The 22,710-nt window shown below is 33.6% G+C and carries 21 protein-coding genes; 9 read left to right on the forward strand and 12 right to left on the reverse strand.

Features of this window, described 5'->3' with window-relative positions:
* Positions 1–102: 102 nt before the first annotated feature.
* Positions 103–3,450, forward strand: a complete 3,348-nt coding sequence (locus OH806_RS03545; RefSeq protein ID WP_264742279.1) for a methylmalonyl-CoA mutase family protein — start codon at positions 103–105, stop codon at positions 3,448–3,450.
* A 74-nt stretch (positions 3,451–3,524) separates the two neighbouring features.
* Here the strand turns inward: OH806_RS03545 and OH806_RS03550 are convergent, their stop codons facing one another.
* Complete coding sequence (locus OH806_RS03550; RefSeq protein ID WP_264742280.1) at positions 3,525–4,343, reverse strand: tail fiber domain-containing protein; 819 nt, start codon at positions 4,341–4,343, stop codon at positions 3,525–3,527.
* Between the two features lie 625 nt (positions 4,344–4,968).
* Here OH806_RS03550 and OH806_RS03555 point away from each other — a divergent pair.
* The 3 genes from OH806_RS03555 (at position 4,969) to OH806_RS03565 (ending at position 7,602) form a co-directional block, all read left to right on the forward strand.
* On the forward strand, positions 4,969–5,673 hold the full coding sequence (locus OH806_RS03555) for a Dph6-related ATP pyrophosphatase (protein WP_264742281.1): 705 nt from the start codon (positions 4,969–4,971) through the stop codon (positions 5,671–5,673).
* Between the two features lie 240 nt (positions 5,674–5,913).
* A complete protein-coding gene (locus OH806_RS03560; protein ID WP_264742282.1) occupies positions 5,914–7,068 on the forward strand; it encodes a serine hydrolase domain-containing protein in 1,155 nt (384 codons plus the stop codon).
* Between the two features lie 6 nt (positions 7,069–7,074).
* Positions 7,075–7,602, forward strand: coding sequence for a 2'-5' RNA ligase family protein (locus OH806_RS03565; RefSeq protein WP_264742283.1), 528 nt, complete (start codon positions 7,075–7,077; stop codon positions 7,600–7,602).
* Positions 7,603–7,661: 59 nt separating this feature from the next.
* On the opposite strand, the gene OH806_RS03570 is transcribed toward OH806_RS03565, so the two are convergent.
* Together OH806_RS03570 and OH806_RS03575 are read right to left on the reverse strand one after the other, a co-directional pair.
* A complete protein-coding gene (locus OH806_RS03570; protein WP_264742284.1) occupies positions 7,662–9,023 on the reverse strand; it encodes a T9SS type A sorting domain-containing protein in 1,362 nt (453 codons plus the stop codon).
* 2 nt (positions 9,024–9,025) lie between these two features.
* A complete protein-coding gene (locus OH806_RS03575) occupies positions 9,026–9,511 on the reverse strand; it encodes a hypothetical protein (protein ID WP_264742285.1) in 486 nt (161 codons plus the stop codon).
* Between the two features lie 104 nt (positions 9,512–9,615).
* On the opposite strand from OH806_RS03575, the gene ruvC reads away from it, so the two are divergent.
* Positions 9,616–10,170: a crossover junction endodeoxyribonuclease RuvC gene (gene ruvC / locus OH806_RS03580; protein WP_264742286.1), complete on the forward strand. Its 555-nt coding sequence runs from the start codon at positions 9,616–9,618 to the stop codon at positions 10,168–10,170.
* 2 nt (positions 10,171–10,172) lie between these two features.
* Here the strand turns inward: ruvC and OH806_RS03585 are convergent, their stop codons facing one another.
* On the reverse strand, positions 10,173–10,631 hold the full coding sequence (locus tag OH806_RS03585; protein ID WP_264742287.1) for a lipocalin family protein: 459 nt from the start codon (positions 10,629–10,631) through the stop codon (positions 10,173–10,175).
* Positions 10,632–10,681: 50 nt separating this feature from the next.
* Positions 10,682–12,577 (reverse strand): zinc-dependent metalloprotease, encoded by a 1,896-nt coding sequence (locus OH806_RS03590; RefSeq protein WP_264742288.1) that lies wholly within the window; start codon positions 12,575–12,577, stop codon positions 10,682–10,684.
* Between the two features lie 207 nt (positions 12,578–12,784).
* Between OH806_RS03590 and OH806_RS03595 the strand changes: the two genes are divergently transcribed.
* The 3 genes from OH806_RS03595 to OH806_RS03605 all read left to right on the forward strand — a co-directional run bounded on the left by OH806_RS03595 (position 12,785) and on the right by OH806_RS03605 (position 15,254).
* Entirely contained in the window at positions 12,785–13,855 is a 1,071-nt protein-coding gene (locus tag OH806_RS03595) for a DUF4407 domain-containing protein (protein WP_264742289.1), read from the forward strand.
* 115 nt (positions 13,856–13,970) lie between these two features.
* Positions 13,971–14,564, forward strand: coding sequence for a phage tail protein (locus OH806_RS03600; RefSeq protein WP_264742290.1), 594 nt, complete (start codon positions 13,971–13,973; stop codon positions 14,562–14,564).
* A gap of 6 nt (positions 14,565–14,570) precedes the next feature.
* On the forward strand, positions 14,571–15,254 hold the full coding sequence (locus tag OH806_RS03605) for a T9SS type A sorting domain-containing protein (protein ID WP_264742291.1): 684 nt from the start codon (positions 14,571–14,573) through the stop codon (positions 15,252–15,254).
* A gap of 117 nt (positions 15,255–15,371) precedes the next feature.
* On the opposite strand, the gene guaB is transcribed toward OH806_RS03605, so the two are convergent.
* The 7 genes from guaB to OH806_RS03640 form a co-directional block, all read right to left on the reverse strand.
* Entirely contained in the window at positions 15,372–16,832 is a 1,461-nt protein-coding gene (gene guaB / locus OH806_RS03610; protein WP_264742292.1) for an IMP dehydrogenase, read from the reverse strand.
* A gap of 168 nt (positions 16,833–17,000) precedes the next feature.
* Positions 17,001–17,708, reverse strand: a complete 708-nt coding sequence (locus OH806_RS03615; RefSeq protein WP_264742293.1) for a hypothetical protein — start codon at positions 17,706–17,708, stop codon at positions 17,001–17,003.
* A 28-nt stretch (positions 17,709–17,736) separates the two neighbouring features.
* Complete coding sequence (locus OH806_RS03620) at positions 17,737–18,231, reverse strand: DUF4252 domain-containing protein (protein ID WP_264742294.1); 495 nt, start codon at positions 18,229–18,231, stop codon at positions 17,737–17,739.
* Between the two features lie 11 nt (positions 18,232–18,242).
* Positions 18,243–19,529, reverse strand: coding sequence for a DUF4252 domain-containing protein (locus OH806_RS03625; RefSeq protein ID WP_264742295.1), 1,287 nt, complete (start codon positions 19,527–19,529; stop codon positions 18,243–18,245).
* A gap of 5 nt (positions 19,530–19,534) precedes the next feature.
* Positions 19,535–20,230 carry a hypothetical protein gene (locus OH806_RS03630; protein ID WP_264742296.1) on the reverse strand — a complete coding sequence of 232 codons (696 nt, stop codon included), beginning with the start codon at positions 20,228–20,230 and terminating at the stop codon, positions 19,535–19,537.
* Entirely contained in the window at positions 20,205–20,714 is a 510-nt protein-coding gene (locus OH806_RS03635; protein ID WP_264742297.1) for an RNA polymerase sigma factor, read from the reverse strand. The genes OH806_RS03630 and OH806_RS03635 overlap by 26 nt, the downstream gene beginning before the upstream one ends.
* A gap of 85 nt (positions 20,715–20,799) precedes the next feature.
* A complete protein-coding gene (locus tag OH806_RS03640) occupies positions 20,800–21,150 on the reverse strand; it encodes a helix-turn-helix domain-containing protein (protein WP_264742298.1) in 351 nt (116 codons plus the stop codon).
* 156 nt (positions 21,151–21,306) lie between these two features.
* On the opposite strand from OH806_RS03640, the gene OH806_RS03645 reads away from it, so the two are divergent.
* The gene (locus OH806_RS03645; RefSeq protein WP_264742299.1) at positions 21,307–22,710 is read left to right on the forward strand and encodes a hypothetical protein; all 1,404 of its coding nucleotides are present in this window, start codon (positions 21,307–21,309) and stop codon (positions 22,708–22,710) included.

Here is a 22,710-nt window from a genome sequence, read left to right on the forward strand (position 1 = left end):
TTTCATAATACTTATCATTTTAATAATCAAATCATTAAACACCAATCACAGGTTGCTATTTTATTATTATATTTGGAAATTCAGAATTTTTCTAATTTTTTTATGGAAACCCAAAAATATACTCCTAAAAACAAAGTAAGAATCGTTACTGCAGCCTCACTATTTGATGGGCATGATGCGGCGATTAATATCATGCGTCGTGTGATTCAGGGAACCGGATGTGAAGTTATCCACCTTGGTCACGACAAATCCGCAGAAGAAGTTGTAAACACAGCCATTCAGGAAGATGCCAATGCGATTGCGTTAACTTCTTATCAAGGGGGTCACAACGAATATTTTAAATATATCTATGACCTTTTAAGAGAAAAAAATTCACCACAAATTAAAATTTTTGGTGGCGGAGGCGGTGTAATCCTGCCTGAAGAAATCAAAGATTTGATGGATTACGGAATTGATAGAATTTATTCTCCTGATGATGGTCGTGAACTTGGTCTGCAAGGGATGATTGATGATTTGGTTCAGAAATCAGACTTCGCAACAGGAAAAGATGTAACAACAGAAGATTTAGATGCAATTAGTTTTGAAAACTCAACAAGCATTGCAAAAGTTATCTCTGCTGTTGAAAATTTTTCAGATGATAAGCCTGAGTTGGTAAAAGCAATTGACGAAAAATCAAAAGATTTAAATATTCCAATTATCGGTATCACGGGTACTGGTGGAGCCGGGAAATCTTCTTTAACAGACGAATTGGTAAGACGTTTTTTACGTTCTAATACTGATAAAAAAATTGCAATTATTTCGATTGACCCTTCCAAAAAGAAAACGGGAGGCGCACTTTTAGGCGATAGAATCCGTATGAATGCCATTAATGACTCTAGAGTTTATATGCGTTCGATGGCAACGAGAGAAAACAACGTTTCTGTTTCTCCGTTTATTCATTCAGCTTTAAATGTTTTGAAGCTTGCTCATCCTGATGTTATTATTTTAGAAACTTCAGGTATTGGACAATCTGGCTCGGAAGTCTCTGATATTGCAGATGTTTCTATGTATGTAATGACTCCTGAATACGGAGCTTCTACACAATTGGAAAAAATCGACATGCTGGATTATGCAGATTTGGTTGCTTTAAATAAATCTGACAAAAGAGGCGCTCTAGATGCACTACAGGCGGTAAGAAAGCAATTCCAGAGAAACCATTTATTATGGGAACAACAATTAGACGAAATGCCTGTTTATGCTACAAAAGCATCGCAGTTCAACGACCACGGAACTACAGAGTTATACAACAGATTAGTTGCTAAAGTAAACGAAAAATTTGCTGATTTAAACTTAAATAAATTTGTTGAACAGGAAATTACGGACGAAGTAACCATTATTCCTCCAAAAAGAGTCCGTTACCTTTCTGAAATTGTTGAAAACAACAGACAATACGATGCAGCAGTTGAAAAACAGGCAGAATTAGCCAGAAAAATGTATCATATTGAAGGTGTTAAAAATATCATTTCCGGAGAAATCTTAGAAGCTGAATATCAAAAGGCAGAAAAAGAACTTCAACAGGAAAACATTGACTTCCTAAGAACTTGGGATGATACGAAAAAAGCTTTCCATGAAGAGTTTTATTCTTATTTCGTTAGAGGAAAAGAAATTAAAGTTGAAACCTCAACAGAATCTTTATCCCACTTAAGAATTCCAAAAATCGCCTTACCAAAATACAACGATTGGGGTGATTTGATTAAATGGAAAGGTCAGGAAAATCTTCCTGGAAGTTTCCCTTATACAGCTGGAATCTATCCTTTCAAAAGAACCGGAGAAGACCCAACAAGAATGTTCGCCGGAGAAGGAGGCCCTGAAAGAACCAACAGAAGGTTCCACTATGTTTCTGCGGAAATGCCTGCAAAACGTTTATCTACCGCTTTCGACTCTGTTACTCTTTACGGACAAGACCCTGCTTTACCACCGGATATTTATGGTAAAATCGGAAATGCAGGAGTTTCTATCGCAACTTTGGATGATGCCAAAAAACTATACTCAGGTTTTGATTTAGTGAATGCACTAACTTCTGTTTCAATGACGATCAACGGACCAGCTCCGATGTTGTTAGCTTTCTTTATGAACGCAGCAATTGACCAAAACGTTGAAAAATATATTATAGAAAATGGTTTAGAATCTAAAGTTGAAGAAGTTTTAAAATCAAAATTTGACGATAAAGGTTTAGCAAGACCAAAATATAACGGAGAATTGCCACCTTCCAACAATGGTTTAGGTTTAAAATTATTAGGAATTACTGGTGACGAAATTATTCCTGCCGATGTTTATGCTGAAATTAAAGCTAAAACAATTGCAACCGTTCGTGGAACAGTTCAGGCGGATATTCTAAAAGAAGATCAGGCTCAAAATACATGTATTTTCTCAACTGAATTTGCATTGAGATTAATGGGTGACGTTCAGGAATATTTCATCAAAGAAAAAGTAAGAAACTTCTACTCTGTTTCTATTTCTGGTTACCACATTGCGGAAGCAGGCGCAAACCCAGTTTCTCAGTTGGCATTTACATTAGCAAATGGTTTCACGTATGTTGAATATTATTTGTCAAGAGGAATGGATATCAATGATTTTGCACCAAACCTATCTTTCTTCTTCTCAAACGGAATCGACCCTGAATATTCAGTTATCGGACGTGTTGCAAGAAGAATCTGGGCTAAAGCTATGAAATTGAAATACGGAGCAGACGAAAGAAGCCAAATGTTGAAGTACCACATCCAAACTTCCGGACGTTCTCTTCACGCTCAGGAAATTGATTTCAATGACATCAGAACGACGCTTCAGGCGCTTTATGCAATTTATGACAACTGTAATTCTCTTCACACGAATGCTTATGATGAAGCGATTACAACTCCGACTGAACAGTCTGTAAGAAGAGCGATGGCAATTCAGTTAATTATTAATAAAGAATTAGGATTGGCGAAAAACGAAAATCCGCTTCAAGGTTCATTTATTATTGAAGAATTGACAGATTTGGTTGAAGAAGCAGTTTATGCAGAATTCGACAGAATTACAGAAAGAGGCGGTGTTCTTGGAGCTATGGAAACAATGTATCAACGTTCGAAAATTCAGGAAGAGTCTATGCATTACGAATGGTTGAAACACACAGGTGAATATCCAATCATCGGTGTAAATACTTTCCTTGGAAAAGACGGTTCTCCAACTGTACTTCCCGGAGAAGTTATCCGTTCGACAGAGGACGAAAAGCAAGCTCAGATTTCATCTCTTCATAACTTCCAAAAAGCGAATGAAGGTAAATCTGAAAAAGCCTTAAAGGAACTTCAACATGCAGCCATCAATCAGCAAAACTTATTCGAAGTAATGATGAATGCTGTAAAATACTGTTCTCTTGGGCAAATTACCAATGCTTTGTTTGAAGTGGGCGGTAAGTACAGAAGAAATATGTAGTCATAGGAGATATACCTATTGCTACAATTAAATTACAATAAAAAATCCTCAAAGAAATTCTTTGAGGATTTTTGTTAATGTTTTAAAGATTCAATTTTAGACTTTAATTCTATATTTTCTTTTTCCAGTTTATCTATTTTGCTGTTAAGAGCTCTTATAGCTTCTACAATTACAGCATCATAATCTCCATAAGCTGTTTGCAAATACCCCTTAGAATCTGTACTTACTTTTTCAGGAAATACTTCCTGAATATTTTGAGCAATAAATCCCATCTGTTTTTCATCAGGTCTCTCTATTCCTGTTTTTTTATCATCCCAGTAGTAATAAACACCTTTCAGTTTTAATAATTTATTTAATGCTTCTTCACCAGAAATCTGCTGAACATCTTTTTTTAGTCTCCCATCTGAGTTGGCTAGCCAACCGCCTGTTGTAGACTTAGAAGCCTCCCCTGCAATTTCTAAAATATTCGTAGCTGCAACCCTTCCGATTCCAACTCTTCCGTCATTACCTAATGTCATTCTCAGCAAACTAGTTGCAGTTCCATTAGGAACTGTATGAAATCTGATTTCGGAACCTTGTGCTGTCGAGGTGAAATTCTCTGATGCATATCCTATAATCATTGAAGTTCCTGAAATTACATTAGCTTCATAGCCATTTCCTGTGTTGCCTGTAAAGACTACAGCACCAAGACCATTACCCGATCCTACCGCTCCATTTGCATCTACAGATGCAGAATTATTTCTTCTAAACACTAAATATGGAGGAGCTCCGGTAGCCGCTGTAGTTGCTCGTTCAGATATCATTCCGTTTGACTCAGTTGTTACAACATGTAACGTTCCGTCTGGTACAGATGCACCAATTCCCATTTTCCCGGCATCGGTAACAGTAACCAATTCTTTACTTATATTGTTATTAATTCTTAATGCTTTAGTTGAAGCAGTACTCCCTTTGCTTAAAATATCAAGTGTAGCTTGTGGATTGCTTGAATTTATACCTACCTATGCGATCGCATTAAAAAAAAGAGTTGAACTTGACAGAACAACTAACATTGGTAAAAATTTATTTTTCATTTTAGTTTGCTTTTAACACTCAAATATATTAAAAACACTTTATATATATAAATTTTTCATTAAAAAAACAATAATACTCCGAAAACAACCAATAAAAACTCAAAATACAAAAAACCACTCAATTAAATATTCTCATAATTTATCACAAAACACCCTATATAATTAAACTAAAAGAAAAACAATTAATTTATACCAAATCACAACATGACTTTTTAAAACGTGTGCTGCAATACAAACAGACAACTTTTGAAGTTATTTCAACATTTTACTTCATTTAATCTCCTCTCTAACAATATCATATTTAATTCCATTGCTTAAAAAAATAGTTTTTAAAACTACCTTCAAAATTAAAAATCTCTTTTTCATGATATTTACATCAAAAAAAACGATATTTACCTCTATATTAGTTTTTTACATTAAAATAATATTTTTTATCCTTTATTCATCAATGAAACCAAAAGCCATTTTCAACTGGAGCAGCGGAAAAGACTCTGCCCTTGCATTATATAAAGTTTTAAAAGATAACAAGTTTGATATCACCTCGTTATTGACAAGTATTAATAAAGAGTTTGAAAGAATTTCTATGCACGGAGTTCACATTTCTTTGTTGGAGAAACAGGCTGAAAGTTTAGGATTTCCTTTAATTAAAATGGAACTTCCGAAAGAACCATCAATGGAAGAGTATCGTGAAATCATGGGCAAAACCATGAACGAAATACAATCTCAAGGTGTTGTTACTCATTCCATTTTCGGAGACATTTTTTTGGAAGATTTAAGAAATTATAGAGAAAGTCAACTGCAATCCATCGGTATGAAAGCCGTTTTCCCTCTCTGGAAAGAAAACACCTCAATTCTTATCAATGAATTTTTAGATTTAGGCTTTAAAACCATTGTAACTTGCGTGAACGAAACTTATCTTGATAAAAGTTTTGCAGGAAGAATTATTGATGCCGATTTCATTAAAGATTTACCGAAAAACGTTGATCCTTGCGGAGAAAATGGAGAATTTCACTCCTTTACTTTTGACGGACCAATTTTTAAAAACCCCATTGAATTCGAAATAGGAGAAACCATTAAGAAAACATACCCTAAACCCAATTCTGACAAAAATGAAGAGTACATTTTCTGGTTTTGCGACTTGATTTCAAAATAATAATTCAAAAAAAAACTATTCTTTATATTTCAACAAATATGACGTTCATTATATCCCGAAAGAATTTGTGAAGTTCTTCACAACAAAAGAAACGTTTAACGATATTTATATTACTTTCAAAAAACAATAAAACGTGAATTAAACTTCACATCATTACATAAGAATAGCTTAATTAAGTTTAAGAGTTTTTTTCATATTTTTGATTGAAATTTTACTGAAAAAAAATTATTCTTATACCAAATGACACAAAAAAAACACTCTCTTTTATTATTTCTTTTTGTTTTATTGACTTTTATTTCTTGCAGACACGACAATTTATCCGAAAAAAAGATAAATAAAAATGAAATAATAGATTCTACGATTACTGCTTTCCAAAAAGAACTTCTTAAAGTACAAATAGATTCTGTTTTCAAAAAATATGATTTTAATGGAAGTGTTGCCGTCTTTAAAGATTCTGTTCAATTATACAGAAAAGAAAACGGGTTTATTGATTTTAAAACCAAAACTAAAATCGACAGCAATTCTGTTTTTGCAATAGCCTCAATAAGTAAGCAATTCACAGCGGTTTTGGTACTGCTTCAGGAAGAACAAGGAAAGCTGAATATTGAAGATAAGGTTTCAGAATATTTATCCGAGTTTCAAAATAAAGATTATGAAAATATAACTATTCATCAGCTTTTAAATCACACATCAGGATTAAATAATATTGGTGGAAAATTATTATTCAAAAGCGGTTCAGATTTTTATTATTCAAATGACGGATTCAATGCTTTAGGCAAAATTGTGGAAAAAGTTTCGGGAAAATCATATGACGAAAATATCATGGAACTTTTCAAAAAAAACGGAATGAACCATTCTGCTACAGGAAAAAACTTTAGAGGAAATGATTTTGCAGGAGCATTTGTTGGGAATGCTAAAAATGCAGAAAAAATTAAAAATATGCCTGAAAGATTGGCGAGTAAGGATATCGGAATACCTGCAGGAGGAATACTTTCAACCATAGATGATTTACACATTTGGAATAATGCTCTTTATGGTGGAAGAATATTAAAACCTGAAACTTTAAAAAAGCTTACAACAAAAACTTCTGAAAGAAACCATCCTGTTTTTAGGAAAATGGGTTATGGTTACGGGATTATGATGAATCTGGAAAAACCAACAGCTTTCTTCCACAGCGGATACATCAAAGGCTCTCCTTCTCTAAACATTTATTATCCTAAAACTAAAACTTCCGTTATTATTTTATCAAATATTGCGGATGAACAAAACGGATTAGGAACCGTGTTCAACCCCCACAAAGAAATCAGAAAAATTGCAGATGTTATTGAAAATACGGTTAGCAAAATGAAGGAAAATGATACGATTAAAACAATGCTTAACCAACAAAATTTATAACTTTTCATGAAAAAATTATACTTCATAGCTATTTATCCACCTCAGCAAATCATTGAGGAAGTAAAAATTTTCAAACAAGATTTAGCTATGAACTATAATAATGCTAAAGCATTAAAAAATGATGCACATATTACGCTGTTTCCACCCTTCAGCAGAGAAGCAGAACTGGAAAATGATATACATATTGCTTTTCAAAAAATAGACACCAACCTTACACCTTTTGAAATCGAGTTAAATGGTTTTGGAAGTTTTGCTAATCCTAAAAATCCTGTATTATACATAAAACCGGAAAATAATGACCAGTTAATTGAGCTTTTCAATAGGGTAAAACAGCAATTCAACTTTGTAAAATATTCTTTCAATCCGCATGTAACAGTTGGATATAGAGATTTAGATTTTCAAAACTATTTGAAAGCATGGGAAATTTACAAAAGCAAAGAATACAAAACTAAATTTTTAGTTGATAAGATATTATTGCTCCGACATGACACAAAATGGGTTCCCATTGCTGAAAAGTTTTTAGCTAAAAGCTAAACCAATCCATAAAAAAATCAGCCCAAATGAGCTGATTTCAAATATTGAAAAATTAAATTTTATTCTTTTACAATTTTTTGAGAAATAATTGGTGTTTTATTTTCCGTTACACTAACAGTATAAACTCCTGACGGAACACTATTAATATCCACATATATTGTTGATGAATCTTTTAATTCAAATTTTGCATGAATGATTCTTCCCGAAGCATCATAAAAAACAACTTTAATGTCTTTTCCAAAATCCTGTTTTCCTTTGATATAAAATTCATTATTTGCAGGGTTCGGATAAATACCAAATCTTCTTTCTTCAGCTTTTACATCTGAAATTCCTAAAGTAGATTTATTTAAAGTCCAGGTTATATTGGCAAAATGAACAGCAGAGTGATTATTCACTTTAACCAAAGATGTTCCGTCTGTCACAGAGAATAGTAATGTATTATTTCCGTTATTTAACTGATTGGGAGTAACCGTTAAAGTATTGGCTGTTGAAGCAAGAGTAACTCCGTTTAATTTCCAGGAATTAACCAAAGTATTGGGAATTGGCAGAATTTCGTTTACTGTAAAAGTTACATTTGATGTTCCGTCAATTGCACTATTGTTTGCCGGAGTATATGAATCAATCGGAGAAACTAAAGAATGTATTCTCTCTATTGTTGTTTCTTTACAAACGGAACAAAACTCTCTATTAAGATACCTCATCTCACAATTCTGATGAGGTCTGAACCAAGTCGGGCTTTCATCATAAGGATAAACTCCTATGCTATTAATATTTAGCCAGTTTTTCCATTTTATTGTTGAAGTATTAGAATTTTGAGTCTTGTTGGGAGATTCTCCCGACCCCGCAAACCAATATTCATCGGCTAATTGTGCAAAAGAATGTCCTAATTCATGAACTACAATTTCATTTGAAGACCCATTTAAAGAAGCAAAAGCATAAGTTCCTCCGCAACCTCCATATTCAGTAGAATTTCCAAGAATATAGGTCATATCATAATCCGGAATATTTGCTTGTAAAACCTGAGCAACTTTATTCGTTGTATTACTGTAAATACATCTGTGAACTCCAAAATCAAATGATGAACCTAAATAGTTGTTAGGATTCGAAACAGGAATGACCGGCTCTACAACATCCGAAGCCGTTCCTGGGTGTTTTACTCCAGACTCTGTAGAAATTACTTTAATAGCGTAAGCATTAAAATAATTTTTATACTCTTTATAAGGACTTTTTGTAAAAAGATAATTAACCGTGCTCTGAGCCGCATTTACAAAATCTGTTTGTTGGGCAGCTGTAAAACCGTCTCCTAAAACAGCAATGTTAATACGCTTATCATTACTACCATTCTGTAGAACTGCTACTTTTTCAAAAACCTGACCAAAGCAAAAAGAACTAATTAATAAGGAAAATAAAGTTTTTTTCATGATTATAGTTTTTGATTTAATAATAATTGATTTCCTGCGTTGGTAATTTTTTCAACTTTAAGCATCGTAATTTCATTAGAATGAGAATATCTGATACTAAATTCAGCATGTTGAAGAGAGAGCTTTTTTCTGCTAATATTTTCTTCATAAACCTCCATCACAGGATTTAACGGATCTTCTATAGATTGCTTCACAATCTCCTTCCCTTCTGAATTGGTCAATGTAATAATGAAATCTCCTACATTAGCTAAATCCCTGTTATACTTTGGAGTATATTTTAATTTTCCTTCGCTTAATTTCTTTCCCTGCAAAGTCACTTTTTCTACATTAGAACCCTCTTTTTCCACCTTAAAGAAAAGATAACCAATCTGACTAGAGTGCATCTCTGAACTTATGTTCAGTTTCTTATTTTCTCCAAAATCATTAATCTGCAACAAACCGCAAACTAAAAAAGATGGAATAATTAAAAAACTTGTTAAAATTTTCATTTTTATATAATTTTGAATAAAGATAAGGAAATTTTGAATGAGTTTGCTTCTCAAAGCATTAATTGGAAGCAATTTAAATTTAAGAAAGTTATATCTTTGACCAAATGATTTCAGAAAAAATAATATTAGGCATAGATCCCGGAACAACAGTAATGGGTTTCGGAATAATTTCAGTAAAAAAAGGAAAAATGGAGATGATTTCCATTCATGAGCTTTTATTAAAAAAATACCCTAATCACGAGACTAAACTGAAGTACATTTTTGATAAAACATTAGCTCTAATTGATGAGTTTCACCCGGATGAAGTAGCTTTAGAAGCTCCTTTTTATGGCAAAAATGTTCAATCTATGTTAAAGCTGGGACGCGCTCAAGGTGTTGCTATGGCTGCAAGTCTTTACAGAAACATTCCTATTACCGAATATTCTCCCAAGAAAATTAAAATGGCCATTACAGGAAACGGAAATGCAAGTAAAGAACAAGTTGCAGGAATGCTTCAAAACCTTCTGAAGTTAAAAGAATTCCCTACAAAATACTTAGATGCCTCCGACGGTTTGGCTGTCGCAGTATGCCATCATTTCAATTCAGGAACGATTTCTGATACAAAATCTTATACCGGTTGGGAAAGTTTTTTAAAACAAAATCCCGACAGAATAAAATAATATTACTGCCTTTCATAAATATCTTTTATTTGAACAACTTTTCTGTTTAAAATATCTTTATAATTAATTGAAAATTTATTTTTTGAAATCATAACAAAGTCTTCTTTCCTTTTTAAATCTCCATCCGTATATAAAATAGAACTTCCATTGATGAGAATATAAGTTTTTCCTGAAGAACTTTTGACCGAACAATCTTTACCTGTTGCATAATTTTTAGTTAAAAAGAAATCTTCATTTTGTTTTTCAAAAATCCAAGTATATTTCTTCATGCATTCTTGTAATGGATAACTCTTTTCCTGTCCTTCTTCAATATATATTTTCTCAACAAACTTCCAGCTTCCTAAAAAATATTCAGGGTTGTTTTCAGTTTGCATTTCCGTATTTAAGTTCCTGCCCTTTTGCTGAGGCTGACAGTTCATCATTAATAAACACAAAAGGATAAGGCTAATACTATTTTTCATATTTTAAAGTTAGATAAAAAAAGGAGCTTATTGAAAGCTCCTTTTAAAATTTAGTTTAAGAATTTCTTAGATTCTTTTTTATCTGAATAATTGATTATATAAACTCCTTTTGATAGTTGCTGATTTATCTGAACTTCATTAGTTTTAGAATTACCTTTTTGAATAAGTTTACCATTTAAATCATAAATTTGGTAATCTCCAAAAATATCATTTTTATCTCCTACAAGTTGTAGCTTATTTTCTGATTTTAAATAAACCAGTTTGGCTTCAGATCTATTTTTAACATCTGTTGTTTCTAAAACATCTAGAATTCTTACCGCATAATCTTCCGCCTGACCGTATTGCAATTGTGAACAAGCCGTAAAATCAGGAAGTGAAGCCCCATTATATGTAGCAGCATCCACCATCACTCTCATTCTTAAATAAGCATTTTTCACAGCTCCTGCAGGTGGTGTTATATTATTTGTAAGTGTCACTTCTCCTCCTGAAGCCAAGACCGCAGAAGTAGCATTTGCAATTAATTCAGACTCTTCAAACGCTCCGTTATTATTATAGTCAATCCAAACTTTAGCTTTCATTTTATCTGACTGACCAAATCCATTTGAAAAAGTAACTTTTAGCTCTGTACTCGATCCAGATGCAATATCAGTATAATATGCCGGTCTTATACAGTTTGCGACAGAATAATCTTCATAGAATTGAGGAGCTGACTCATCAGAATCATACCCGTTTGTCATACTATTGATAGAACCAAACTGAACTCTGGTTGCCCCAATTGCAAAATTATTATTTGTAGGGTTTGCGATACTTGGCGGATTGCACTGTGAAGCTATTATAGAAACCGGAGAAGGAACCACAACCGAAGGATCTTTACCTGCCGTTGAGTTTAACAAATTTTTTCTATACTCCATCATTAATAAAACAGCTCTTTCTCTTTGACCTTGCGTGAACTTACGTTCATCATTAGTATAATTCATGATATTGTATTGAGTTCCGTCATAGTTTTGCCCTGTACATGGATCTATACTATTATTACCCGGAACAGCAACACCATACATACTTCTAGATGGCGAAGTATCACAAATTCTATCACCGTCTGTTGAACAGTTATTATTTACCGGACAAGAAGTCTGATTTGTATACGAAATCCCTTCAAACGTATGGTACAGACCAAACGCATGCCCTAATTCATGGGTAAGTGTCGTATCATGTAAATTTTTCACAGTTGCTACCTTCATGAAGCTTTCATAAAAATAATCATAAATCTCTGGAAACCTTGCATAGCCCATTAGTCCACTTGCATTTTGTTGCTGTCCATCAAAACCAATTACAACGTAAATATTAAAATATGATGTTTCCGGCCAGTGTGGAGCCAAAGCTTTAATCTGCGAATCAGTTGCTCCACTTGACGAATTCATTTTTACTCCTCGTGTATCATACAATGGAAGTGAACTACCGTTATATCTCACAATTCCTGACGTTGGAGTACAACTTGGAGATCTTTTAGCTAAAACAAGTTTAAAGGGAATCACATTTCCTCCATCATTCCCTGGTCCTTCTGGATAAAAGCCATTTCCGTATGTAGTAGCATACATTTTATTAGCTCTATCTACCCAGTCAATAATTTGCTGATCTGTAAGAGATAAATTAGCATTTGATGCAGCCTGAGATTCTATTACGTGAACCACTACAGGAATTTCATAAACCTGCCCTGTATATAATCCGTTCCAAGAAGTAGAACCTCCTACTTTATTGAGAAAAGATTGTTTGTCCATTTTTCTCAACTTCGTTTCTACATCCTCCCTTTTCTTTTTCAATTCAGGGAATCTAACATCCATTTTTCTAAGTTCTTCATCAAAACCACAATATTTTTCTAAGTTCTGAGAAAACGCATTGCTAAAGAACATTAGCAACAAAAGAGCACTGATTCTGTTAATATTTTTCACTTTTTAATATTTTATAATTCACAAACATATGAATTTCTAATACAAACACAAATTATTTTCATTCATTTTTCTCTCTAAAACAAAACAAATATTAAGTTTCTAATTATCAAACATTTAAATAAAAAGATGAAGTTACTTGGTAAAACATATTACTATCTTTAACAATGGTACGATTTTTAGTATTACTTTTGTATAAATTTTTCTATCATGAAAAACAAACAACAAACTATAAACCAGGTGAATCATAAAATTAATTGGTTCCAAAAGTTTCTGATAGTATGCTCAGGAGCGAATCTTCACATACTAAGAAAAACCCCAAGTGAATGGAATAAATTTGCAGGAATTGGTGGCATCGTTCTTTTCACTTCAGTTTTCGCAACACTTTCTGCGGGCTATGCTATGTTTACAGTATTCGATAATATTTGGACAGCCATAGGATTCGGAATATTATGGGGATTAATGATTTTCAATCTGGACAGATACATTATTTCATCAATTAAGAAAACCGGAACATGGTGGAATCAGATTTTAATGGCAATTCCACGTTTGATTTTAGCAACATTTTTAGGAATCATTATTTCAAAACCTTTAGAGCTTAAAATATTTGAAAAAGAGGTTAACAAACAACTGAATACTATTATTCAAAGAAACAAAAAACAACTTCAGGGTGAAATGAACGGCAGAATCCTTCAACAATCAGGACCTTTTGAAACAGAAAAAAAGCAAATTTCAGAGAAAATTGCTCAATATCAAAAGTCTTATGATTCTGCAGCTGTTGAATTAGAAAAAGAAATTCTAGGAAAACAATCAAATCTTACAAGTGGAAAAGAGGGTTTCGGACCTAATGCAAAACGTAAGCAGGAACTGAAAGAACAACGAAGACAAGACTTAGAAAATTATCAAAAACAAGTTACGCCAAGACTAGATTATCTGGATAAAGAAATATCAAAAGTTTATACCAATCTTGAAACGGAAAGAAAATCTACAGAAACTATCGAAGATAAATTTAACGGATTTGCTGCAAGATTACAGGCATTGGATGAACTCGGAAAAAATTCGGCAATTATTGCTTTAGCTGCTTCTTTTATTATGGGATTATTTATCTGTCTTGAAATTTCTCCTGTTTTGGTTAAGTTAATCTCGTCTGTGGGACCTTATGATTATCTTTTAGAAAAAACAGAGAATGATTTCAGATTATATTCAAAAGAAAAAATTGAAAAAGGTAATTCTTTAACAGATTTCAGAATTGATGACTTCAAAGAAAAACTCAGAAAATAAAACAAACATAAAGCATTATTGTGATACACCTTTCGATTAAAATCGAAAGGTTTTTTATTTTTCTGAATAAAGTCATTTAAATATTATGTAGCTTTGTGTTACTAAACTTATTACCATGAAAAAAATAGCATTTATACTTGCGGGTCTTGCAGGTATAGTTTTCACACCTACATTAAAGGCTCAGGCTTCAGAACCATTTCTTGGGCAAATCGCTTTTGTACCTTATAACTTTGTACCCAAATACTGGGCTCCTTGTAACGGACAGCTCTTATCTATCGCACAAAATACAGCACTTTTTGCACTTCTTGGAACAACCTATGGAGGAAACGGAACCACTACTTTTGCCTTGCCCGATATGAGAGGTAGAGTTCTTGTTCACGAAGGACAAGCTCCCGGAGGAGCAACAAACTATACAATGGGACAAAGTGGAGGAGCAGAAAGTGTAACTCTATTGGTAACACAAATGCCTGCACACTCCCATACTGTAAACGCAGTAACCTCTGAAGGAAACCAGAATACACCAACAGGAAATCTTCCTGCAGACACTAAAACATTAGATAAAGAATACTCTGATGCTAATGCTAATACAACAATGAAAGCGTCTATGATAAACACAGCAGGAGGAAGCCAGCCACACGAAAACAGACCTCCGTTTGTTACACTGAAATGTATTATTGCTTTACAAGGTATCTTTCCTTCACAAACTTAATATCTTATGAAAGCACTTTATTTATTAGGTCTGACTCTCGGAAGTTTAGCCTTCGGACAGACAATCACTTTCAAAGGATGTTATAATCTATTTGATAATCAGGAGTTTGTGTTTACAAAAACAGGAGTAGATGCATATAATAAAAATATTTACATCACTACACCTGTTGACGGACAACCATGTGGAGGCCTAGGAACGTGTGAATTCAAAATTCAATGGAATAACACCCTAAACCGTTGGGAATTTTTAGCCGACGAAGGAAACGGAACATTCACAACACCATACTTAATTTATTATAACTCTACAGGAAATAATGCCGCAAATAATCCTCCTAGTAATACGTTTGGCACTTGGGTAGAAAATACAACAATAACACAGGGAGACTGTGGAGGAAACCTTAACGGAACCAATTCTACCATGACGGGTGATGTACATTCTACCTCACTTGCCACTCTAGAAGCAACAAAAACCAAGATTCAGATTTTCCCCAATCCTGTAACTGAAATCATCAGTATTTCAGGAATTGAAAACGCTAAATCTATTCAGGTTTATAATACAACAGGGCAGCTTATTCAAGATAGAATATTTGATAAAAAACTTAATGTTTCAACACTTACAGCAGGAGTTTATTTACTCCGGGTAATAACAAAAGATTCACAGATTCACGAGTTTAAATTTGTGAAAAAATAAAATATATTATAACTATATCGTTATAAAAACAAAGCTTTCAGTAGTCCTGAAAGCTTTATTTTTTTATTTACAATGCAAATTTAATGTCAATATCAATCTTCCAGCATCTTAAATTATTTACAAAGAATAATTTGGAGCTTCCTGAGTGATAATAACATCATGTGGATGAGATTCTTTCAAACCACTTCCTGTAATCATTACCATTTTAGTATCTTTTTGTAATGCTTCAACATCTTTAGCTCCGCAATACCCCATCCCAGCTCTCAAACCTCCGGTTAATTGGAAGATTACATCTTCTAATTTCCCTTTACTTGGAACTCTACCTTCAATACCTTCTGGAACGAATTTTTTTGCTTCACTTTGGAAATATCTTTCTTTTCCTCCTCTTTTCATAGCAGAAAGACTTCCCATTCCTTGATATGTTTTGAATTTTCTGCCCTGGAAAATAACTTCTTCTCCCGGAGCTTCATCAGTTCCGGCTAAAAGAGAACCTAGCATTACCGCTCCTGCTCCACTTGCAATAGCTTTTACGATATCTCCTGAAAGCTTAATTCCTCCGTCAGCAATTACTGCGACATTTTTAGATTTAGCATATTCATAAACATTATATATCGCCGATAATTGAGGAACCCCTACTCCGGCAACAACTCTCGTTGTACAGATAGAACCAGGACCAACACCTACCTTTAGAACATTAGCACCAGCTTCAATTAAATCTTTTGCAGCTTCGGCAGTTACAATATTTCCACCAACAATATCCAAATCAGGATAAGCTTTTCTGATTTCAGCAATTTTATCTAAAACACCTTTAGAATGTCCATGAGCAGAATCAATACCTACAATATCAACTCCAGCTTTTACCAAAGCCTCAATTCTATCCATTGTATCTTCTCCTACTCCTACTCCTGCTCCTACAATAAGACGTCCGTTTTGATCTTTGTTTGCATTTGGATATTCTAGTTGATTATCGATATCTTTAATGGTAATCAATCCAACCAGTTTATTTTCCGCATCTACGATAGGTAATTTTTCAACCCTATTTTTAAGAAGAATTTCTTTAGCTTTTTCAAGGTTAGTATTTTTATCTGAAGTAATCAGATTATCTTTTGTCATAATCTCTTCAACCTTCATATCAAGATTTTCCTGATATTTTACATCTCTGTTTGTAATGATACCGATCAATACATTTTCAGAATCTACAACAGGAAGACCTGAGATTTTATATTTAGACATCGTCTCTTTAGCCTCACCTAATGTGTGATCTTTTGAAAGGGTAACAGGGTCGGAGATCATTCCGTTTTCTGAACGCTTTACACGATTCACCTGTGCAGCCTGCTCAGCAATTGTCATATTTTTATGAATAAAACCTAAACCTCCAACTCTAGCCAAAGCAATCGCTAAATCGGCTTCTGTAACTGTGTCCATTGCAGCAGAAACGATCGGCACATTCAGCGTAATTTTGTCGGTAAGTCTTGATTTTAATGAAACCTGATTAGGTAAAACTTCTGAATAAGAAGGGACTAGAAGAACGTCATCGAAAGTGATGGCTGTCTCTACAATTTTGTTATGAATAGACATCTTTACTTTCTTTGCAAAATTAGACTATTTTTGTGAGATATGAAAATCCTTTTTGATAGTTTAAATAAAATTTAATAATCAATAACTTAAATCAAAAAAACCGTCCTTTTTAGCAGAACGGTTACGGTACAAAATAAGTTTAGTATATGAAACTACTTGTTTTCAGAGTTATTGAATAATCTTTCCGCTTTCGTCCAGCTTGTCTATATGGGTCTGATTGTTTTTGTCAACATATATCTTAAGACGTACATTTCCTTTGGTATCTTTAATAAAAAGTCCTACGTCGCCATCAGCTGTTTTTCCGGCAAAAAACCTTTCCTGTGTAATTTTTCCTTCACTTCTAAGCTTTGCATATGCTTTTTTTGAGGCAACAGGATCATTGAGTTTTTTCAAAGAGTCCTCAAATCTCATAATATCTTCTAAAGGAAAGTCATCCGGCCTGTCCCAAAGCTTAAGACCATAGGTTCTGTTCTTTTTATTGCCGGTTCCTTCCATATACTGAAGCTGCATAATCTGGTCTGTATTTCTCTGATCTACGGAATACACCATTCCCGAACCTTCTTCATCAGCGCCATATACAAGTCCTCCGCATTCATCTCCAAGCTCATTAAAAAAAATCATTCCAGCTTCTCTTTCCCGCGGTTTCAATTCTTTATTATTGAACATTCCAGGATGCTGACGGTTTTTATTACTGATCACCATTTTCAGCGTACCGTCTTTTTCCATGATATTGATTCGTTCTACATCTATTTCTTCAAATCGCTGACTGGTTTTCTGGTTTTTAAATCCAAAAAAGAAAACTAGGATACACACAACGGTAAGCGAAACGGTATATATTTTTAAGATACGTATTTCTCGGATGAGTTTTTCCTCCATAATAAATAAGTGTTTGGTGATGAATTAATTATTTATCAGTAGCTGAATTAATCATTTTTGAGATATCCTTTGGCGTAAAATTTCCTTTTACATCTACAAAAACCAAATCTCTATCAGAATTTACTGTAATGAGCATGTTTTTGATGGCATTTCCTTTTTGTTTTACTCTTACATTTACGTTATCACCATCATGTTTTATTGTCGCCCAATCTTCGTAATTATTATCATTTAAATATTTAGCATATTCTTTAAGTAACGATTTATCCCCATTTTCGATGGCTAAAACTTTTACTTTTGAAACTTTTTTGATTAACCTCATCACTTCTTCACTTTCTCCCTCTTCCTTCAATGCTCTCTTAATATAAGGTTTTGCCAAAAACATTGGAACATTAATACTTACAAATTTTGCTCCTTTAAAATCTTTTCCCGAAAAATAATCAATATTAGGTTTCTCGGAAACTACACATGACTGCATTAAAAACAGAGCACAAATCGCTAGAAATATATTTTTGAAAATTTTCATGATAATCAGTTTTAATTAATTGGTTTCAAACTTCCACCAGATGTTTTACTAATATTTGCTTCAATCTCAGGATTCCCTCTATATTTTACCGAACCTCCTGATGAAGCTCTCACTTTTAGTCTATTCAACGCATTTATCGAAATACCTGCTCCGGAGGTAGCTTCGACCTCGACATTATTAATCTTTAAATCTTCAGCTTTACAGGAAGATCCACTGCTAACATCTATAATTCCTGAATGCGCACTTCCAGCCAAAGTTGCACCAGCTCCACTGGATGCCTTTACAATAATATTTTTTGTATTAATATCTGCTTTAACATTTGAGCCCGATGAAACCTCCACACTTGTAGCATTTGAAACATTAAAATTTCCTTTTATTGCAGAGCCTGAAGAAGCATCGATTGTTAAATTATTTTCCTTAACCCTATTTACTGCAGCAAAGTTTGCTCCTGAAGATGCTTTAATATTCTCTATTCTCGGAGAAGAAACATTTACACTTAAATTCTTAAATTTTAAATTCTTCACTCCTTTATTGTCAATAAAAACTTTCAGAACGCCATTTTCTACTTTGGTTACAACATATTGCAACTTGTCTGCGTCAGCAATTACCTTAACATTTGTAGGGCTTTCCTGTTTAAAAACCACATTTACCCCCGTGCTTACCTGAACTCCTGAAAATTCTCCTACATTTCTTATTTCCCCGTTAAGATAAGACGCATTATTATCAGGAGAAGCCGTATTATTTTTGGCATTAGTTGCTGTAGTTGATTTTATCTCGCTGGAATTAATGATTTTATTAACGTCATCAAGCTTCATTTTCCCGTTGAGCAAGAAAAGAATATTCTCTTCATCTGAATCAATATTAAGAATTAGGTTTTCTAAAAAATCTCCTTTTCCTGTTTCAGCCAAAAACTTCATAGAAGTACCTTCATTATTCATAGACATCAGTTCTTCCAAATTGAGTTTACTCAATGCTTTATTAATCTTCTGAGCCTTTTCCTCATTCATTTTAATATTAGCTGCATTTTCAGACTTTAAATTTTCAGGAAAAGTCGCTTTTGGGATAATAAGAAGTTTAAGACCATCAACCTGCCCTAGAATAGGTTTTATTTTATTTATATAATCATCATTAACATCTATATTATTCAACAGTTTGAACATCGGTTTTTTAATGTTGATAGACGTAACTCCTCCATTTTTCTCAAAATCCTGAAAAAGCTGGTTTAGTTTTTCTGTTTGTGCAGAAAATGGCACAAAACTGTTTAGGACTAGAATTAATATGCAAAATATATTTTTCATGACTTTTAGTATTCGTTGTTAAAACTTTCATTTTTTTGGGAAGACGCTACTGTTTTTTTAAACTCATTACCCATTTTCATAAAGGAATAGGTGGCCACATCTATCGCCTCTTTTTCATTGGTAATTTTCTTTCCGTTTACAATCACATAAGAATCTTCATAATCTGTAGAAACTCCTTTAGAAGTATTATTTTTTGAAGAAGAATTACTCACATATTTAGGTTTTCTTTCTTTTTTCATTCTCCCTTTTTTTGATAAAATTTCATCTAAAACATCTTTCTCTGCAACTGAATTATCCTGAACGATTGAATCCTTTTTCGTTCCTTTAATAGAATCCGAAACATGATTGACAACTATCTGTTCCTGAGGTTCATTATATTCTTCGATGAAATCATTTTTCTGTTGCTTGATTTGGTTTTCAACCAATAGAGCTTGTTCGGTAATATCCGATTCTTTATTATAATTAAAAATAAAACCGATACTTAGAAGCAAAACGACACTTGCAGCCATCCAAAACCATTTCGGGAAAGATGGTTTGCTCTTTGCATCCATCGGGATAATTGGAGTTGCATCATTATTTTTCCCTTCCGTTTCGTTCACTTCTGCTTTTTTCAGGAAATCCTCAAAATCCCAATTCATTTTTTCTTCCTTTAAATCCTGGAAGACCTCATCGTATTTATCTTGAAATTTGTCTTTGTTCATAATCCATCAATTGTGAGATTTGTTCTTTTACTTTTTGTCTTGCCCGCATAAGATTTACTCTTACTGCATTGTCTTCCATTTCCAGCATCTCTGCTATTTCCGAGACATCATATTCTTCTACATCCTTCAAATGGATAACCATTTTTTGCTTTTCCGGAAGCTGGTTGATAAATCCTATAATCTGCTCTTTCAGATTATTCACTTCCATACTGTAAAGCTCTGACCGATGAAGCTGAAAATCTGCAAAGCCCAACTTCACGTCGTGATGCTTTAGCCGGTTCAGACATTCGTTCCGGACGGCTTTCAAAGCATAGGATTTTAAGTTCCCAAACTTTTCCAGCTCTTCTTTTTTCTGCCAAAACTTCATCATCAAATCCTGCACCACGTCTTCTGCCTCATCGCTACTCATGACAAACCTTTTCGCAAAGCGATACATCTCATCTTTGAGAATGAATACCGTGTTTTTAAAGGTTTCCTGGGTCATAAGTTTTGTTTCTATAGGTAAGACAACCTGAGTTTGAAAATCATTACATTAAAAATAAAAAAACTTCAAAAAAAATTTGAAGTTTCTATTTTTTATCGAGAAGTTGTTTGAGATAAGCTATCTCTGCATCTTTATCTTTCAGCCTTTGCTCGTATTGTTCTATTAATTTTTCTGAGACGTTAATTGTTGCATAATTTTGAGCTATTGCAACCTCATTATTATTTTGATTTACTGTAATATTATCTCCGCTCAAAAAATCGAGGACACTTACCTCCAACACTTTTGCAATATCTTCCACCTGATGAAAATCGGGCTTACTTTTATCGTTCTCAAAGTTGGAATAGGTTTTCTGAGAGACATTGAGAACCTCAGCAAGATATTCCTGCGTAAAGTTCTTATTGATTCTCGCTTTCTTTAGTTTTTCGCCTAGCGTCATAGCACAAAAGTATTTTCATCAAAATTACATAATTTTTTCTTTTAGAAAAATAATACGGAAACCAGTATTTTTTTACTGTATTGTATCAAAATGTTTTTCACACATTTGTAGAGTAATAAAAAAAGTATATATTTAACAACTAAAAACCAAATGTTTATGAAGAAAAATTTAGTTCTTCGGCTTCTGCTGATGACAGCATTTGCCTTTATGCTGCACTCCTGTGTACACGATGAGATATACACCTCATCTGAACCCAAATCCAAAGAATATCATTCTAAAAGTCTCTGGAAAGAAGATGAAAAGTACATCGAAAACGTGATGAAAGTTTTCGAAAAGTATGGTGACGAAAATTATTTCACAGCCAATTTCGGAAACATCTATTGGGATTATGCAATAACAATGGGAACAAAAGAAACCTTTCTGGAGGCTCCCGTCATAAAGAATGGTAAAGTAAATTTTATACTCGTCGTTGAAAAAGAGGGTGACAGAGTATTTTTTAGAAGAAAAGACAATGAAGAATCTAAAAAATTCTTCAATGCTCTCGTCTTTAACGACAGAAGCCGATACAAAATAGCTGCAACAGACGGAATGGCAAATACTTCACCAACCAACAAAGGTTGCCTAACTACAGTGATTACCTGGACATGGACGAACGAAGATGGAAGCGCAGGACCAACATATACCTACTACGAAACCCATTGCACCGGACCCGCTCTAGATTGCCAGAGTATATATGAAAGTGGAAGCTGTGGCGGCTCAACTGGAGGCGGAGGAACAGGAAGTGGTGGCGGTTCTGGTGGAGGAAATGGTGGATATCCATACACCCCTGTTCAAAACCCTTGCGAGAAAGCAAAAAATAACAATGTTAAAGCTAAGGAGCTGTTAAGTAATACTAAGATAGCAGTAGCAGAATCGCAACTCACAAGTACATTAAGTAGTGATACCAATGAAAAATCTTTTTCTTTTGGGAAAGACGCAAATGGAAATTATGAAACAACACCTATTAAAACAGCAACAGCTGGAAATCAGGTAGGATTGCAGGCAGATAACCCGAACCTTATCATTGAAGGTGGAGCACATACTCATACTAAAGATTTATTTAACTGTTTTTCAGCAGGAGATATTTACTCTCTTCAAGGTGCAAATACCATAAACCCAAGCTTTAATATATTTTTTGTCTTTGCAAATGGAGGAGTTGTATATGCTTTGACTGTAACTGATCCTATAAAGTATGCTGATTTTGTTGCCAATCATTCTGCTGGTAATAACTTAGACATGGCTACATCATATTGGAAAGAAACCTCGCCAATATATATTGATATGGAAAATGCGAGAAAGCAATTTCAAAATCAAGGATTATCTGAAGATGATGCAATGGCTAATGCAACGGCATTGGTTTTGAATAAATATGAAATAGGAGCAAGTTTAAGCCAAAAAGATTCTTCAGGAAATTTTAAATCTATATTTGTAAATGAAAATATAACTAATATAAATGTAGGGGGAATTTCCGTTCCAATAAATACATATAGCCAAACAACAGATTGTAATTTAAAACCATAA

Source organism: Chryseobacterium oryctis, assembly GCF_025971925.1.
Classification (GTDB): Bacteria; Bacteroidota; Bacteroidia; order Flavobacteriales; family Weeksellaceae; genus Chryseobacterium; species Chryseobacterium oryctis.